Origin of the sequence: Alcaligenes sp. EGD-AK7 (assembly GCF_000465875.3) — a bacterium.
Classification (GTDB): Bacteria; Pseudomonadota; Gammaproteobacteria; order Burkholderiales; family Burkholderiaceae_B; genus Alcaligenes; species Alcaligenes phenolicus.
Genome location: NZ_AVOG02000023.1, coordinates 71,545 through 86,154 on the forward strand (window position 1 = coordinate 71,545; position 14,610 = coordinate 86,154).

Consider the following 14,610-nt stretch of genomic DNA (forward strand, 5'->3'; position numbering starts at 1 on the left):
TCCTTCTTTGAGAATGCGGGCAGTTAGGGGTACCAATTTTCGCTAACGCTTGCGCCGTCCCGGCGCCACGCTTCCGGCCATGTTCCGCTGACGTCCGTCAGCGACATGCCCAGGCAGCCACGATCTTCAAGGCTGCGATGCGGTTCCGACCGCGTTGATCACTCCAGTTCGCACCGGCATCCATGCGCGAACGACCATCGGTTCTCGATGGCGATGCCACCAAGCTGTTCCATCAACCCACGCGGGGGTTCCACACCTTCCCCGCCTTGGGTCGGGTGTGTCTCCGCCTCATTGTTCCCAGGAGATTCACCATGACCACTTCCACCGAAAAGTCCTACTTCGATCTGCACATCACCGGCCTCGGGTATCTCAATCGCATCCGCGAAGTGAAGCCCAAGAAAGGCGATGCGTTCCTGGCCTGCGACATCGCAGCCCTGAACGGTCCCAGCGATGACGTCTCGTATGTGCGTTTCGACACGCGCGTATCGGGATCGGAAGCGCAGCACCTGGTGCGCCGCTGCATTCAGGCGGTCGACGCCGAGAAGAAGGTGATGATCGGCTTCCGCCTGGGCGACCTGTGGACCGACACCTTCACCTACTCCAAGGGGAAGCGTGCCGGCGAGCAGGGGGTAAGCCTCAAGGCCCGCCTGCTGTTCGTCAGTTGGATCAAGGTCGACGGCAAGCTCGTCTACAAGGCCGAACCCAAGCCGACCGAGACCGGCGAGCGCGACCCGGAAGTCCCTGTGACGTCCGACGCGCCCGCCGCGCAGCAAGCCTCGGCACCGGAGCCTTCCAAGCCCGTCGCCGATGCTGCCGACGACGCAGCCGATGCCCCCGCATTGGCCGTTGCCGAGTCGTTCTGATCCGCAAGGCCCCATCCGCGGGGCCTTGTCTTCTCTTCGTCCGCAGGAGACCTTCATGATCACCATCCCCGGCCAACTGGCCATCAAGACCATCCACGGCAGGAACGGCGACTTCAACGTCGGCCGCCTGGCGACCTCGATCGGCGAGTTCGTCGTGAAGAACGCCGAACTCGATCAGTACCGCGAGGGCAAGTACGACGGTGATTTCGTCATCGTCGAGATTCGCCCCTCCACGTACAACGCCAACGGCCGCATGGTCATCGAGATCCGCGCCCATCTGGGCGGGATGACACTGTCCAACATCGACGCCCTGAGCCGCGACGAAGCCCGCCGGCTGAGTCCGCAGGAAGTCGATCCGATCGACGAGGAGGCGCAGGCGCCCGTACCGGCAACGCCCCCGGCCAAGCCGAAGGCGAAGCCGCGCAGTCCGCGCGATCCCCTGGTCGATACCACGCCGTTCGGCAGCGAACCGGCTCCCGTGCCCGCTGCGGCCTCGGCCGAGGCAGACGACGCGGCGCTGTTCGGTGCCTTGTGGCCCCTGGGCGATACCGTGAAGCTCGATGCGACCGTGGATCGTCGTGTGCTGCGTCAGCAGCGCGACCGTCTCGACAAGCTGGGCTACGAGTTCGCTCCGTTGTCCCAGGACTGGCACCTCAAAGCTGCCTGATCCATCCGCCGCCTTGCGTGGCATTCCGCCACCCGCCGGGGTTCTCCCCCGACGGGGAGGGCTCCGGCCTTTTCTTCAAGGAGACCCTCATGGGCTGGACCTTCGTTCGTCAGACGCGCGATCAGTTGATCCGCGAGCTGCTCGCTCCGCAGGCGTCCGAACGCGCTTGCTGCGAAGTCATCGACCACACGCTGGACGGCGACGTTCTGTGGACCGTGGTTCGCGTCACCGCCAGGCAGGCGGGCGTCATGGGCCTCGCGGCCGGTGAGTCCGTCTGCTACATCGGCTGCCATCTGCTGGAAAGCTCGGGCGGCGATTGGGGCTACAAGTCCCTCGATGAGTCCGTGCATCCGTACTACTACTCGTGTCCGCTGCGCTATCTCGACATGGCGCCGGTGCAAAGCCCCGAGTGGCGCGAGCGGGTTCACCGCTTCCACGCGGGGCGCGCTGTCTAGCGGCACGCATCTTCCTTCACCCAACCGGGGCGAGCATGGCCCCGCGGGCTGTGGTTGCTCCTACATTTCCAAGAGGACATCACCATGCCTGCACCTTCTTCCGCGAAACCGCTGTACCGCATCGACGAATGCCCCGACCTCATGGCCGACGGTTGCGTCGGTGACGAGCAGGGCAATCTCGTCTTTCTCTCGATCTGGGCGCGCGACACCGCCGTTCAGGAGTTCCTCGCCCGCCTGACCCTCGGCCGGGATGAACAGGGAGTGGATCAGTTCCACGTCATCACCGAGCAGGGCGCATCCATCCCGGTCTTCGTCGGCAACGTCGAGAACCTGGAAAAGCGCATCACCCGCGCCTATCGGCGAACGCTGTTCGGTTCGCTGACGAATGTGTGGCTGTTCGATCGTCGCTGCGTGAAGCCAGACAAGGCCAACGCCAGCGCGCTGGCGCTTCTGCCCAGGGATTCCGCTCACCGGCTCGACCGGCTGTGGACGCTGGTGCAGGACACCTGCCCGCTGCCACTGCTCGACCACTGGCGCGACACCGTGCTGGAGCTGTTGCAGACACGGCGGATGCTGACCGGTCTTCCCTTGGCCCTCGGGCCGCTGGAAGGCCATCGGCTGGCCCTCGATGTCCCGGCGCTGACGAAGGCGTTGGGCGAGCTGATCCGCAACGGCACCCTCGGCGCCACGCAGTACGAACTGGCCGCGAACGCACCGCTTCGGCGTGTGGCGTGAGCCATCCCCACGGGCATGCGCGCCGCGCGTGCCCGCCTTCCCTCATCCATCACCAGGAGAAATCCATGGCACTCATGTTTCCGCGCCTGGCGCGCAATTTCATTCGTAACGGCTACTTCCCCACCGACGAGCCGACGCTGGAGCGGGCCTTGTCCGCGCTGGCGCCGTCTCCCGGCGCCATGTCCATCCTCGATCCCTGCGCCGGCGAAGGCGTGGCGATCGCCGAAGCCGCCCACGCCCTCGGGCGCGAGCAGGTTCAGGCCTTCGCCGTCGAGTACGACGCCGAGCGTGCCCGCCACGCACGGCAATTGGTCGATCGCTGCATCCACGGTGACCTGATGGACACGCTGATCTCGCGCCAGTCCTTCGGGCTGCTGTGGCTGAACCCGCCGTATGGCGACCTGAGCAAGGACGTGAACGGCAACATCGGCTATCAGGGCCAGGGCCGTGCACGGCTGGAAAAGCTGTTCTATCAGCGCGCGCTGCCGCTGCTGCAGTACGGCGGCGTGCTGATCTTCATCGTGCCGTCCTACGTGCTCGACGCCGAGCTGGTCGGATGGCTGACGCGCCACTTCGCCGACCTGCGCATCTACCGTGCGGTGGAAACGCAGTTCAAGCAGGTGGTGATCTTCGGTCGCAGGATTCGTCAGCGCGACCAGGCGTTGGAGTCGGTCAAAGCCGTGCGCGGTCTGCTGCTGCAGATCGGACAGGGCGACGCCGAAGCCGATGAGCTGCCGCTCGAATGGCCGTTCCTGCCGTACACCGTCCCTGCCAGCCCGGCCGAGCCGGAGCACTTCTGTCGCGTGACGATGGAGCCCGAGCAGTTCGCCGATGAAGTCGGCCGGCTACAAGGACTCTGGCCGGCGCTCGATATGCACCTGGGCGCCGCGCAGCAATCGCTGCGTCCGCCCGCGCGGGCCTTGTCGCACTGGCATCTCGCCCTGGCTTTGGCCGCAGGCGCGATCTCCGGCGTAGTGAAGTCCAAGAGCGGGCGCATGCTCGTCGTCAAAGGTGATACCCACAAGGAGAAGACCCTCCAGACGGAATACACCGAACGCGACGACGGCTCCGTGGCCGAGACGCGCATCCTCACCGACAAGTTCGTGCCGGTCATTCGTGCATGGGACTTGACGCTGGGCTCGCCCACGTGGGGCGAAGTGCTGACCATCCGCTGATCGCTGTTCCCTGACGGTTCGCCGTCGCTTTCATCCACCCACCGGGGTCACGTTGCCCCCGATGGGGTGCCGTGGCCCCTTCTTCCAGAAGGAGAAATCACCATGGCACTCGCAATCCTCAACCTCGCGTCACAAGCACGCTTTTCGCCCGGGCAGGTGGTCATGACCGCCGGCGTCGACGAGTTGGTCCGACAGGGCCGGCTCAATCCCAGCGCGTACCTGCGCCGCCATCTTCATGGCGATTGGGGCGACCTGGACGACGGCGATCGACGGCAGAACGATGCCGCGCTGAAGTCCGGCGAGGATCGCCTGTTCTCGTCCTACCAGGTCACGCGCGACCTGAAGCTCTGGATCATCACCGAATGGGATCGCAGCGTCACCACGCTGCTGTTGCCCAGCGAATACTGATCCACATCCAGCGGCACCTACACGTTTCTACGCCGCATCTTTCTTCCCACCCAGGGGCATGTCACCGCCCCGAGGGGAAGTGCATGCCCCATTGCTCTGGAGCATCACCATGTCCCTCGATCTCAAAACCGTTCCCGAAACCGCTGTACAGGCCGATCTGCTCGAAGCGGCCGCTTCACCCCTCACGCTCAGCCTGCAGGACTTCGTGTCCGAGTTCGGCGACGAGTTGCTCGACTCGCTCAACCGCGCCAATCCTCCGGTCTACACCGGCCAAGTGCGGGTGCATCGGCAACTGATCCTCGCCGCGCTGAAGCGCAAGCTGTTCCCGGCGCAAGCCGATGTGGTCCACGCCGTCACCGAGCTGTTGGTCGACCGCGGCGAACGTGCCGCGATCGTCAATGGCGAGATGGGCTGCGGCAAGACGACGGTGGGTATTGCCACCGCCGCCGTGCTCAACGCCGAAGGCTACCGCCGTACCCTGGTGCTCTCGCCACCCCACCTGGTCTACAAGTGGCGGCGCGAGATCCAGGAGACGGTGGCCGGTGCCAAGGTCTGGGTGCTCAACGGCCCGGACACGCTGGTCAAGCTGCTGAAACTTCGCGAGCAGTTGGGCTTGCCGGCCGAGGGCCAGGAGTTCTTCGTCCTGGGCCGCGTGCGGATGCGGATGGGGTTCCACTGGAAACCTGTCTTCGTTCGACGGCGCACGCCTCACGGCGACGTGGGGGCCTGCCCGGATTGCGGGCATGTCATCACCGACCTCGACGGCGAGCCGATCAACCCGGTCGAGCTGGAAGCCGAGGAGTTCCGCCGCAAGTGCAGCCACTGCCGTGCACCGCTGTGGTCGTTGATCCGTCCCAGAGGCCTGTCCGCCAGCGACCAGTCCTCGACCGTGCTCAAGGCACTGAAGCGCATTCCTACCATAGGCGAAGTCACCGCGCAGAAGCTGATGCAGAAGTTCGGTGACGCCTTCCTCGCGTCGATGCTCGGGGACAACATCCACGAGTTCATCAACCTGATGGATGGCAACGGCGAGCTGGTCTTCTCGGACCGGCAAGCCCATCGCATGGAACGCGCGATGGCCAACATGGAGTTCGGCTTCGGCGAGGGCGGCTACCAGCCGTCCGAGTTCATCAAGAGGCAGCTTCCCCAAGGCACGTTCGACCTGCTCATCGCCGACGAGGCGCACGAGTACAAGAACGGCGGCTCCGCACAGGGCCAGGCCATGGGGGTGTTGGCGGCCAAGGCGCGCAAGACGCTGCTGCTCACCGGCACGCTGATGGGCGGCTACGGCGACGACCTGTTCCACCTGCTGTTCCGAGCCCTGCCGGGGCGGATGATCGAAGACGGCTACCGCCCGACCAAGAGCGGCAGCATGACGTCGGCCGCGATGGCGTTCATGCGCGATCACGGCGTGCTCAAGGACATCTATTCCGAGAGCACGGGCACGGCGCACAAGACGGCCAAGGGCACCAAGGTATCGGTGCGCACGGTCAAGGCGCCGGGCTTCGGTCCCAAGGGTGTGCTGCGTTGCGTCCTGCCGTTCACGGTCTTCCTCAAGTTGAAGGACATCGGTGGCAACGTGTTGCCGCCCTACGACGAGGAGTTCCGCGAAGTCGCGATGGACACGGCGCAAGCCGCGGCCTACCGCGATCTGGCGGGTCGGCTGACCCAGGAGCTGAAGCAGGCCCTGGCGAAGCGCGACACGACGCTGCTCGGTGTGGTCCTCAACGTGCTGCTGGCCTGGCCGGACTGCTGCTTCCGGTCGGAAACGGTGGTGCATCCGCGCACGCGCAACACCTTGGCGTTCGTGCCGGCTCAGTTCAACGAGCTGGAGTTGATGCCCAAGGAACGCGAGCTGATCGAGATCTGCAAGCAGGAGAAGGCAGAAGGTCGCAAGGCCCTGGTCTATTCGGTCTACACCGGCACGCGCGACACCACATCGCGCCTGAAGGTGCTGCTGGAGCAGGAGGGCTTTAAGGTGGCGGTACTGCGCGCGAGCGTGGATGCCTCCCGCCGCGAGGACTGGATCGCCGAGCAGTTGGACCGTGGCATCGACGTGCTCATCACCAATCCCGAGCTGGTGAAAACCGGCCTGGATCTGTTGGAGTTCCCGACCATCGTGTTCCTTCAGTCCGGCTACAACGTGTATTCGTTGCAGCAGGCCGCGCGGCGCTCATGGCGCATCGGCCAGAAGCAGCCGGTACGCGTGATCTACCTCGGCTACGCCAACTCCTCGCAGATGACCTGCCTGGGGTTGATGGCCCGGAAGATCATGGTGTCGCAAAGCACGTCGGGCGACGTGCCGGAGTCCGGGCTCGATGTCCTGAATCAGGACGGCGACTCGGTGGAAGTCGCGCTGGCACGACAGTTGGTGTGCTGAATCTCACTGCTTCACTTCAACGGCTCCTCCGGGAGCCGTTCTTTTTTGGTCATCCAGACGGTGACATCGATCCGGGAAGCGGAAGACAGGGCCTCATCCACCGCCATGGGCCATGCGGGTCGCCTCGTAGGCCTGCATGTGTGCAAGGCTCACCCTCAGCAGCGGCGCATCCAGTCGAGCTTCATGCGCACGACGCAGCATGTCCCCAATGATGTGCTCATGCTCGGTGGGGCCACCACGTTGCAGATCGCGCAGCATCGATGCGGTGCCGGTGGACCCGCGCTCGGACAACGTCGTGAACATGCGGGCATAGGCGTCCTGCGATGGGATGTACCCTGAGGCGGCGGCGGTAGCCACGCATTCGCCAAGCATCTGGCGCACCAGCGCTTCGCCATCTTGTGCCTGCACGATTGCGCCAACGGGCGCGCGCATCAGCGTGGTCATGCCAGCATAGGTCGTGAGGAATACGAACTTCTCCCACATCTCCTGCAGGATGTCCTGGCTCAACACCGGTGCGAAACCGCCGCGCTCCATCAATCCATGCAGCGCCTGCGCCGCGTCCTGCTGGCTGTGGGTGCGTGCGCCGAGGGCGAGGCGCTGCAGCGTGTTGAGATGCTGGATGTCACCGGCCGGGCCGAGCGCAACACCGATGTGGCACAGGCCGCCCAGAACGCGCTCGGCGCCGAAGCGCGCATCCAGGTGATCCAGATGCCGCACCCCATTGAGCAGCGGAACGATGCATGTCGAGGGGCCGATGGCGGGCGCGATGGCAGCCATCGCGCCTTCAAGATCGTAGGCCTTGCAGGCAAGCAGCACGGCATCGACGGAAGGCGGTGCCTCGACGACTGCTTTCACGGGAAGGGTCAGGTCACCCAAAGGGCTCTTGATGACGAGCCCGGTCTCGGCGAGTTGTGCGGCGCGTCTCGGCCGAACCAGGAAACGCACGTCCACGCCGGCCGCGGCCAGACGCCCGCCGAAATAGCCTCCGATCCCACCTGCACCCAGCACCAGAAGACGCATGGCCATGCTCCTGTTTGAAGTTGAGAATTTCTACTATAGTAGAAATTCGTGGCGCGATCGATTTCAGCGCCATCGAGACCCCACGCATCCATCCTGACTTGATCGCGGCCCATGCCGAACTCTTCCGCTCTCCAGACCGGGCAGAAAGGTGAGCGCGCCGAAGCGCTCCCGGCCAATCTTCGACGTCTGCGCCTGGAGGCGCAGCTCACCCTCGATCGGCTCGGGGCGTTGTCGGGCGTGAGCCGCGCGATGATCTCCAAGATCGAACGTGGCGCCTCGGTGCCCACTGCCACGGTGCTGGGCAAGCTTGCCGCGGCATTGCAGGTCAGCCTTTCTCAACTCCTGGGGGGATTCCATGCGCGCCAGCCCAGGCTGCATGGCAGGGAGCGCCAGGCGGTCTATCACGACCCCGCTTCCGGCTTCGAACGCCGTTCTCTTTCGCCGCTGTTCGAGGACGGCGCGGTCGATCTGGCCTTCAACGTGTTGCCACCGGGCAAGTCCGTCGAGTTTCCTCCGCACCATGCAGGCGTGGAGGAGTTTCTCGTCGTGCATGAGGGGGCGCTTGCCGTGGTCATCGACGGCAGGCGCTTCGACGTCGCTGCCGGAGATACCTTGTTCTTTCCTTCGGATTGCGTGCATGAGTTCCGCAATGAAGGCGGCGAGCCGGCTGTCTTCTATATCGTGATCAACGATCGGACGCGGCGGTAGGCGGCGAGATCGCCCCGGCACGACCATTCGCCGCGGCATGATCCCGACATGCGTCCTGGCGACCGCGCGGTTGCCGGCAATGCTTTCGGCAAATCGGGAGACCACGGATTCGCTTTGTTTGCTGTGACAAAGGGCCGGCGCGGCGATGGTGATGGCTCGTTGTTTCAGGACACCGATCCATGCGCCCATCCTGCCAGCCCTTCCGTATCGCCGGACACAGCCATCTGATCCGTTTGCCCGGCTTGCTCCTGGCCGCCATGGCCAGCGGCTGCGCGATGACGAACGCCGTGCCACCGCCCCCCGCATCCGAAGTCACCGACATCGCGCCCGAAGCCGTGACGGAGTTCGTGCCGGTGACGCGGTATGGCCGCTACACCCTGGTCGAACTCGCGCCCACAGCGGCCCAGCACGACCTGTTGCTGCAAGTGGTGGAAGTGGAGATCCCCGGCACGCTGGGCGCCACCGTCGGGGATGCCCTCCGGCACCTCGTCCTGCGTTCCGGCTACCGGCTGTGCGATGAGCAGTCCGCCGATCTGCTGGCCTTGCCGCTGCCGGCGGCTCACTACCGGCTCGGCCCGGTCCTGCTGCGCGATGCGCTCTTGACCCTGGCCGGCCCCGCCTGGGATCTGCAGGTCGACGACGGCGAGCGGAAGGTGTGCTTCATCCCCGGCCGCCGGGAGGCTTCTGCGCCGCACGAGCCCAAGCCACCGGAAATCAACCGTTCAGCGGAGAGCCCTCCGCTGATCCGGGAGGTTTCGCCATGACCATCCGGGACACAGCGACGGGCCAGCGCACGACGCTGCTGCGGGTCGCGGCCGCAACCTGGTTGTTGCTCGTCAGCGCGGTGGTGCTGGTGGATCACATGGCCTTGTCCGGGCTGGCGGAACAGACCCAGGCTTCCGCGCCCGTCGCGCAGATGGCCCAGCTCGAATCCCGACTGGACGGCCTCTCGCATCGGATCGAACAACGCCACACTCAGCCCGCCGCCTTGCCGCAGGCGCGCTACGAGCAGGACACCGCGGCGTTGGACCAGCGGCTGGCGGCGATCGAGCTGGCGCAGGCCCATCACGCCGCCACCGATGCGCTGCACGCATTGGAAACCCGCGTCACGCGACTGGAAGCCCGCCCGGGCTCGCGCCAGCCCAAGCTGCCCGCACCACGGCCATCCCAACCTGTGGCGGCCCAACCCAAGCCTGTCGAGCCTTCATTCCGCCTGATCGGAGTGGAACTGCGTGCGGGAGAACACTTCGTGTCGGTGATGCCTGCCGATGGCACAGGGCTGGCCGATGTCCGCCTGCTGCGCGCCGGAGAGTCGGAGGGTGGCTGGCGACTGGACGGGATCGAGCGCTATGGCGCCGTCTTCCGGCAGGGAGACGAGATCCGCAGGCTGCCCATCCCGCCCCGATAAGGAGGCCCACACCGATGGTCCCGCGCCACTTGACCCCGCCGTTGCTGGTTGCATTGCTGGCCGCCTCTGCCATGCAGGCGGCGCTCGCGCAGCCCACCGGCGCAACCACCGCGGCCAGGACGGCGCCGAGCCGTGAAGCGTCTGCGGCCATCGCTCGCAGCGACGAACAGCGGGCGCAGGACTGGGGGCTGCGCACGGATGAATGGACGCGCTATCGCGAGTTGATGCAGGGGCCGCTGGGCGTCTACTCGCCCAGCCTCGACCCGCTCACGGCCCTCGGCATCGAAGCACGTTCCGACGAGGAGCGCCGCCGCTACGCGGAATTGCAGGTTCGGGCCGAAGCCCGGCGGGTCGAGAAGACGCTCGCCTACCAGCGTGCCTACGACGCCGCCTGGCAACGGATCGCGCCGGGCATGGCGCGGGTCAGCCTGCCTAGCGCCAAGCCGACCGGCGCGGGCACCGCCATCGCATCAGGCACCGACCGAACCGCCATCTTCGTGAAGGACGGCTGTACCGCCTGCGACCAGGCCGTGCAGCGGCTGCAGGCGTCGGGCGTCGAGTTCGATGTCTATGTCGTCGGCAGTCGCACCGACGACGCGCGCATTCGTGAATGGGCACGCCGGGCCCGTATCGACCCGGCGAAAGTGCGCGCACGGCACATCACCCTCAACCACGACGGTGGCCGCTGGCTGTCCCTCGGCCTGCAGGGCGAACTGCCCGCCGTCGTGCGCCAGGTCGGCGGCCAATGGCAGCGACAGTAGGCCTCGCGCGTCTCGCGCTCCTGCTGCTGGCTTGCTGGGCACTCGGCCAGGCGAAGGCCGGGGAGGTTCCGCCGCCGGCCTACCAGTTCGCGGCACAGCGTGCGGGCATTCCGGCGGCGGTGTTGTACGCGGTGGCCTTGCAGGAGAGTGGCACCCGGTACCACGACCGCCTCGTGCCCTGGCCCTGGACGCTCAACGTGGCCGGGGCATCGCGTCGATTCGCCACCCGTACCGAGGCCTGCGCCGGCCTGCACCAGGCATTGCGCGACGTGCCGCCCACCCGCATCGACGCCGGCCTGGGCCAGATCAACCTGGGCTACCAGCGTCACCGCTACGACCACCCCTGCGAACTGCTCGATCCCTATCGGAACCTGGCGCTGGCCGCGCAGATCCTGCGCGAGCAGCACGCGCCGGGCCAGGACTGGCTGATCACGATCGGCCGCTACCACCGTCCCGCTGGTGGCGCACCCGCTGCGCGCTACCGCCAGAGTGTTGGCCGCCACTTGGCCCGCGTACTGGGCGAGCCAGCGCGGGGCTCGGATACCCGGAGAACCCTGCCATGAAGCCTCGAATCTTCCGTCCGGCTACGCGGTGGCTGATCGGCTTGCTGCCGCTCGTGTCCGTGCCAGCCGCTTTCGCACAATCGCCGCCCTTGATCGTCGTCGAGGATCACGGCGGTGCCTCCGCGCTGCCTTATTACCAGGCCCTGGACCTGCAACCGCGCACCGGAAGCAGGCCATCTCCCAGGATCGAGATGCCACGCCTGCCCGAAGGGCCTTCTGGCGAGGCGGCCATGCTGCCGGTGCGTTCTGCCCATTTGGCCCCTGGCGATGTGGCTCCCCGGGCGATCCAGGCGCCTGGGCTCACTCCGATGTTCCTGGTTGGTGATGACCAGCGCTCCCATGCCTGGCTGCGCCAGCGTGCCCCGGCGCTGCGCGAGCTCGGGGCCGTGGGGTTGGTGGTCCAGGTCGAGTCACCGCGGGCACTTGCGTCACTGCGTGCCCTGGCGCCCGGGCTGATGCTGGCGCCGGCGTCCGGGGACGAACTGGCCAGGCGCCTGGGGCTGCGCCACTACCCGGTGCTGGTGACCGCCACCGGCATCGAACAGTGAGGAATGCCCGATGGCCCAGCCGCACGCCGTCGAAGTCCTGCTGCGGCCAGCGGTGGAGCTATACACCGTTGCCGTATGCGCAGGCGCCGCGGTGGTGTGCGTGGTGGCACCGTGGTCGCTCGCGTTGAATCCGGTACTCGGCCTCGGCAGCGCGCTGGCCTTCCTGGCCTTCGGCGCGATTCGCCTGCGCGACGCCTGGGCCATCCTGCGGTACCGCCGCCACATCCGTCGTCTGCCTCGCTACGTGATGACGAGCCGTGACGTGCCAGTGAGCCAGTACCGCCTGTTCGTTGGGCGTGGCTTCCGCTGGGAGCAACGACACACCCATCGGCTGACGCAGACCTACAAGCCCGAGTTCCGGCGTTACGCCGAACCGACGACGTTCTACCGCCTGGCGCGCCGCCTGGAGGAGCGGCTGGAGTTCGCGCCGCCGCCGCTGCCTAGGCTGGCGCGGGCATTGGCCTGGGATAGCCCGCTCAATCCGGTCCGGCCGCTGCCGCCCGTGGGTGGCATGCCGCGCCTGCATGGCATCGAGCCGCACGAGACCGACGTCACCCTGCCGCTGGGCGAGCGTGTGGGCCACACCCTGGTGCTCGGTACCACGCGCGTGGGCAAGACGCGCCTGGCCGAACTGTTCATCACCCAGGACATCCGCCGCAAGGTCCATGGCGAGCATGAGGTGGTGATCGTCTTCGACCCCAAGGGCGATGCCGACCTGCTCAAGCGCATGTATGTCGAGGCCAGGCGCGCCGGACGCGAAGGCGAGATGTACGTGTTCCACCTGGGCTGGCCCGACATCTCGGCACGCTACAACGCCGTGGGCCGGTTCGGGCGCATTTCGGAAGTCGCCACCCGCATTGCGGGGCAGCTTTCCGGCGAGGGCAACAGCGCCGCGTTCCGAGAGTTCGCCTGGCGCTTCGTCAACATCATCGCGCGTGCCTTGGTGGAACTGGGGCAGCGGCCAGACTACCTGCTGATCCAGCGGCACGTCGTCAACATCGACGCGCTGTTCATCGAGTACGCCCAGCACTTCTTTGCCCGAACCGAGCCCAAGGCCTGGGAGATGATCGTCCAGCTCGAAGGACGTCTCAACGACAAGACCATCCCGCGCCACATGGTCGGGCGAGAGAAACGGGTGGTGGCACTGGAGCAGTACCTGTCGCAGACGCGAACCTATGACGCGGTGCTCGACGGCCTGCGCTCTGCGGTGCGCTACGACCGCACCTACTTCGACAAGATCGTCGCTTCGCTGTTGCCGCTGCTGGAGAAGCTCACCACTGGCAAGATCGCGCAACTGCTCGCGCCGAACTATTCCGACCTGTCTGACCCGCGTCCGATCTTCGACTGGATGCAGATCATCAGGAAGCGGGCCGTGGTCTATGTGGGACTGGATGCGCTGTCCGACGCCGAAGTGGCGGCGGCCGTCGGCAACAGCATGTTCAGCGACCTGGTGTCGGTAGCAGGGCACATCTACAAGCACGGCATCGACGACGGCTTGCCGGGGCCATCGGCCGATGCCAAGGTCGCCATCAACGTTCATGCGGACGAGTTCAACGAACTGATGGGCGATGAGTTCATCCCGCTCATCAACAAGGGCGGCGGTGCGGGCATGCAGGTCACGGCCTATACGCAGACGCTCTCGGACATCGAGGCGCGCATCGGCAATCGCGCCAAGGCCGGCCAGGTCATCGGCAACTTCAACAACCTGTTCATGCTGCGGGTGCGCGAGACCGCCACCGCCGAACTGCTGACAAGGCAATTGCCGAAGGTGGAGGTCTACACCACCACGCTGGTCAGCGGCGCCACCGACAGTTCCGACATCCACGGTCAGACCGACTTCACCAGCAACGCGCAGGACCGCATCAGCACGTCGAGCGTGCCGCTCATCGAGCCCGCACACGTGGTCGGCCTGCCCAAGGGTCAGTGCTTCGCCCTCATCGAAGGCGGTAACCTGTGGAAGGTCCGCATGCCGTTGCCAGCGCCCGATCCGGACGAAGCCATGCCCCGGGACCTGCAACAACTGGCCGGCTACATGCGCCAGCACTACGCCGAGTCGGGCGAATGGTGGGAGGGCAACGGGCAGCCCCCGTTGCACGACGACGACGCGTTGCCAGCGAATCTGGCCGAGGAAGTGCAAGAAGGCACGCCGGATGAAGAGGCCCCATCGTGAAAGAGCCCGCCGCGACCGCCGAGCGACAGCAGGCACGCCAACGCGGCCTGGTCGCCAGCGTGGTCACGCTGCCGTGGCGCCTGTTCGGCGTACTGGTCGCCTCGCTGCTGCTGTCCATCGTCATCGAATGCGTCGGCATGCACCTGTTTTGGCCCGACCAGGGCTGGCGCCACGCGCAGGGCATGCTCGACTACGAACTGAACCAGCTCTCCACCCATTTCACCCGGAGCGCCGTCGTGCAGGAGCCAGGACGCACCGCGCGCTGGCTGGTGGAGGGCACCTACGAGTGGGTTTTCGTGAAGACGGGCTTGCTGGACTGGATGCGCGACGCCTCGGCGCAGGCCAGCGCACCCAGCCGAGGCGCGCACCGAGACTTCCGCCATTACCTGGCCCAGGTCTATGTCTGGACCAAGGGCTATCTGATTGCTGCCGGCTTCACCGTTCTGACGTTCATCGTCCGCCTGCTGGTCTTGGTGCTGACACTGCCCCTGTTCCTGCTCGCGGCCTTCGTCGGCCTGGTCGACGGACTCGTTCGCCGCGACATCCGCAAGTTCGGCGCCGGGCGGGAATCGGGCTTCGTCTACCACCGGGCGAAGGCGGCCTTGATGCCGCTGGCGGTGCTGCCGTGGTTGACCTACTTGGCGTTGCCGGTGTCATTGCACCCGTTGGTGATCCTGCTGCCGAGCGCGGCGATGCTCGGGGTTGCAACCAATATTGCGGCCAGTAGTTTCAAGAAGTACCTGTGATCT

The 14,610-nt window shown here is 66.3% G+C and carries 17 protein-coding genes; 15 read left to right on the forward strand and 2 right to left on the reverse strand.

The genetic code is table 11. The annotated features are described in order from the left end of the window. Nucleotides 1-97 precede the first annotated feature (97 nt). Nucleotides 98-220, reverse strand: coding sequence for a hypothetical protein (locus tag N879_RS20860; RefSeq protein WP_268750658.1), 123 nt, complete (start codon nucleotides 218-220; stop codon nucleotides 98-100). A gap of 91 nt (nucleotides 221-311) precedes the next feature. Here N879_RS20860 and N879_RS11235 point away from each other — a divergent pair, with 91 nt between their 5' ends. The 7 genes from N879_RS11235 (at nucleotide 312) to N879_RS11265 (ending at nucleotide 6,683) form a co-directional block, all read left to right on the forward strand. Beyond that, nucleotides 312-863, forward strand: coding sequence for an STY4534 family ICE replication protein (locus N879_RS11235; protein ID WP_009461170.1), 552 nt, complete (start codon nucleotides 312-314; stop codon nucleotides 861-863). 55 nt (nucleotides 864-918) lie between these two features. After that, complete coding sequence (locus tag N879_RS11240) at nucleotides 919-1,530, forward strand: DUF3275 family protein (RefSeq protein ID WP_009461171.1); 612 nt, start codon at nucleotides 919-921, stop codon at nucleotides 1,528-1,530. An 89-nt stretch (nucleotides 1,531-1,619) separates the two neighbouring features. Continuing rightward, nucleotides 1,620-1,985, forward strand: coding sequence for a hypothetical protein (locus tag N879_RS11245; protein ID WP_009461172.1), 366 nt, complete (start codon nucleotides 1,620-1,622; stop codon nucleotides 1,983-1,985). Nucleotides 1,986-2,069: 84 nt separating this feature from the next. Continuing rightward, nucleotides 2,070-2,720 carry a hypothetical protein gene (locus tag N879_RS11250; RefSeq protein ID WP_009461173.1) on the forward strand — a complete coding sequence of 217 codons (651 nt, stop codon included), beginning with the start codon at nucleotides 2,070-2,072 and terminating at the stop codon, nucleotides 2,718-2,720. A gap of 65 nt (nucleotides 2,721-2,785) precedes the next feature. Further along, nucleotides 2,786-3,895 carry a DUF6094 domain-containing protein gene (locus tag N879_RS11255; protein WP_009461174.1) on the forward strand — a complete coding sequence of 370 codons (1,110 nt, stop codon included), beginning with the start codon at nucleotides 2,786-2,788 and terminating at the stop codon, nucleotides 3,893-3,895. Nucleotides 3,896-3,997: 102 nt separating this feature from the next. Continuing rightward, nucleotides 3,998-4,303 carry a hypothetical protein gene (locus N879_RS11260; RefSeq protein ID WP_009461175.1) on the forward strand — a complete coding sequence of 102 codons (306 nt, stop codon included), beginning with the start codon at nucleotides 3,998-4,000 and terminating at the stop codon, nucleotides 4,301-4,303. A gap of 109 nt (nucleotides 4,304-4,412) precedes the next feature. Further along, nucleotides 4,413-6,683 carry a helicase-related protein gene (locus tag N879_RS11265; RefSeq protein ID WP_021446988.1) on the forward strand — a complete coding sequence of 757 codons (2,271 nt, stop codon included), beginning with the start codon at nucleotides 4,413-4,415 and terminating at the stop codon, nucleotides 6,681-6,683. Nucleotides 6,684-6,776: 93 nt separating this feature from the next. Here N879_RS11265 and panE read toward each other — a convergent pair whose 3' ends face one another. Further along, complete coding sequence (gene panE / locus N879_RS11270; protein WP_022983370.1) at nucleotides 6,777-7,703, reverse strand: 2-dehydropantoate 2-reductase; 927 nt, start codon at nucleotides 7,701-7,703, stop codon at nucleotides 6,777-6,779. 111 nt (nucleotides 7,704-7,814) lie between these two features. Here panE and N879_RS11275 point away from each other — a divergent pair, with 111 nt between their 5' ends. The 8 genes from N879_RS11275 (at nucleotide 7,815) to N879_RS11310 (ending at nucleotide 14,607) form a co-directional block, all read left to right on the forward strand. After that, nucleotides 7,815-8,411 (forward strand): helix-turn-helix domain-containing protein, encoded by a 597-nt coding sequence (locus N879_RS11275; protein WP_009463809.1) that lies wholly within the window; start codon nucleotides 7,815-7,817, stop codon nucleotides 8,409-8,411. A gap of 179 nt (nucleotides 8,412-8,590) precedes the next feature. After that, the gene (gene pilL2 / locus N879_RS11280) at nucleotides 8,591-9,175 is read left to right on the forward strand and encodes a PFGI-1 class ICE element type IV pilus protein PilL2 (protein ID WP_021446991.1); all 585 of its coding nucleotides are present in this window, start codon (nucleotides 8,591-8,593) and stop codon (nucleotides 9,173-9,175) included. After that, entirely contained in the window at nucleotides 9,172-9,819 is a 648-nt protein-coding gene (locus tag N879_RS11285) for a hypothetical protein (RefSeq protein ID WP_009463807.1), read from the forward strand. Before pilL2 ends, N879_RS11285 begins: the two co-directional genes overlap by 4 nt. 71 nt (nucleotides 9,820-9,890) lie before the next feature. Continuing rightward, entirely contained in the window at nucleotides 9,891-10,580 is a 690-nt protein-coding gene (locus N879_RS11290; RefSeq protein WP_442853942.1) for a TIGR03759 family integrating conjugative element protein, read from the forward strand. Then, on the forward strand, nucleotides 10,565-11,143 hold the full coding sequence (locus N879_RS11295) for a transglycosylase SLT domain-containing protein (protein WP_009463805.1): 579 nt from the start codon (nucleotides 10,565-10,567) through the stop codon (nucleotides 11,141-11,143). The genes N879_RS11290 and N879_RS11295 overlap by 16 nt, the downstream gene beginning before the upstream one ends. Continuing rightward, nucleotides 11,140-11,691 carry an integrating conjugative element protein gene (locus tag N879_RS11300; RefSeq protein WP_009463804.1) on the forward strand — a complete coding sequence of 184 codons (552 nt, stop codon included), beginning with the start codon at nucleotides 11,140-11,142 and terminating at the stop codon, nucleotides 11,689-11,691. The genes N879_RS11295 and N879_RS11300 overlap by 4 nt, the downstream gene beginning before the upstream one ends. 10 nt (nucleotides 11,692-11,701) lie before the next feature. Then, a complete protein-coding gene (traD, locus tag N879_RS11305) occupies nucleotides 11,702-13,861 on the forward strand; it encodes a type IV conjugative transfer system coupling protein TraD (protein WP_009463802.1) in 2,160 nt (719 codons plus the stop codon). Next, a complete protein-coding gene (locus N879_RS11310) occupies nucleotides 13,858-14,607 on the forward strand; it encodes a TIGR03747 family integrating conjugative element membrane protein (protein WP_021446992.1) in 750 nt (249 codons plus the stop codon). Before traD ends, N879_RS11310 begins: the two co-directional genes overlap by 4 nt. Nucleotides 14,608-14,610: the final 3 nt, after the last annotated feature.

Coding starts and splice junctions, on each gene's coding strand:
- N879_RS11235 (WP_009461170.1), top strand. CDS start 312: ATGACCACTTCCACCGAAAAGTCCTACTTCGATCTGCACATCACCGGC.
- N879_RS11240 (WP_009461171.1), top strand. CDS start 919: ATGATCACCATCCCCGGCCAACTGGCCATCAAGACCATCCACGGCAGG.
- N879_RS11245 (WP_009461172.1), top strand. CDS start 1,620: ATGGGCTGGACCTTCGTTCGTCAGACGCGCGATCAGTTGATCCGCGAG.
- N879_RS11250 (WP_009461173.1), top strand. CDS start 2,070: ATGCCTGCACCTTCTTCCGCGAAACCGCTGTACCGCATCGACGAATGC.
- N879_RS11255 (WP_009461174.1), top strand. CDS start 2,786: ATGGCACTCATGTTTCCGCGCCTGGCGCGCAATTTCATTCGTAACGGC.
- N879_RS11260 (WP_009461175.1), top strand. CDS start 3,998: ATGGCACTCGCAATCCTCAACCTCGCGTCACAAGCACGCTTTTCGCCC.
- N879_RS11265 (WP_021446988.1), top strand. CDS start 4,413: ATGTCCCTCGATCTCAAAACCGTTCCCGAAACCGCTGTACAGGCCGAT.
- panE (WP_022983370.1), bottom strand. CDS start 7,703: ATGCGTCTTCTGGTGCTGGGTGCAGGTGGGATCGGAGGCTATTTCGGC.
- N879_RS11275 (WP_009463809.1), top strand. CDS start 7,815: ATGCCGAACTCTTCCGCTCTCCAGACCGGGCAGAAAGGTGAGCGCGCC.
- pilL2 (WP_021446991.1), top strand. CDS start 8,591: ATGCGCCCATCCTGCCAGCCCTTCCGTATCGCCGGACACAGCCATCTG.
- N879_RS11285 (WP_009463807.1), top strand. CDS start 9,172: ATGACCATCCGGGACACAGCGACGGGCCAGCGCACGACGCTGCTGCGG.
- N879_RS11290 (WP_442853942.1), top strand. CDS start 9,891: ATGCAGGCGGCGCTCGCGCAGCCCACCGGCGCAACCACCGCGGCCAGG.
- N879_RS11295 (WP_009463805.1), top strand. CDS start 10,565: ATGGCAGCGACAGTAGGCCTCGCGCGTCTCGCGCTCCTGCTGCTGGCT.
- N879_RS11300 (WP_009463804.1), top strand. CDS start 11,140: ATGAAGCCTCGAATCTTCCGTCCGGCTACGCGGTGGCTGATCGGCTTG.
- traD (WP_009463802.1), top strand. CDS start 11,702: ATGGCCCAGCCGCACGCCGTCGAAGTCCTGCTGCGGCCAGCGGTGGAG.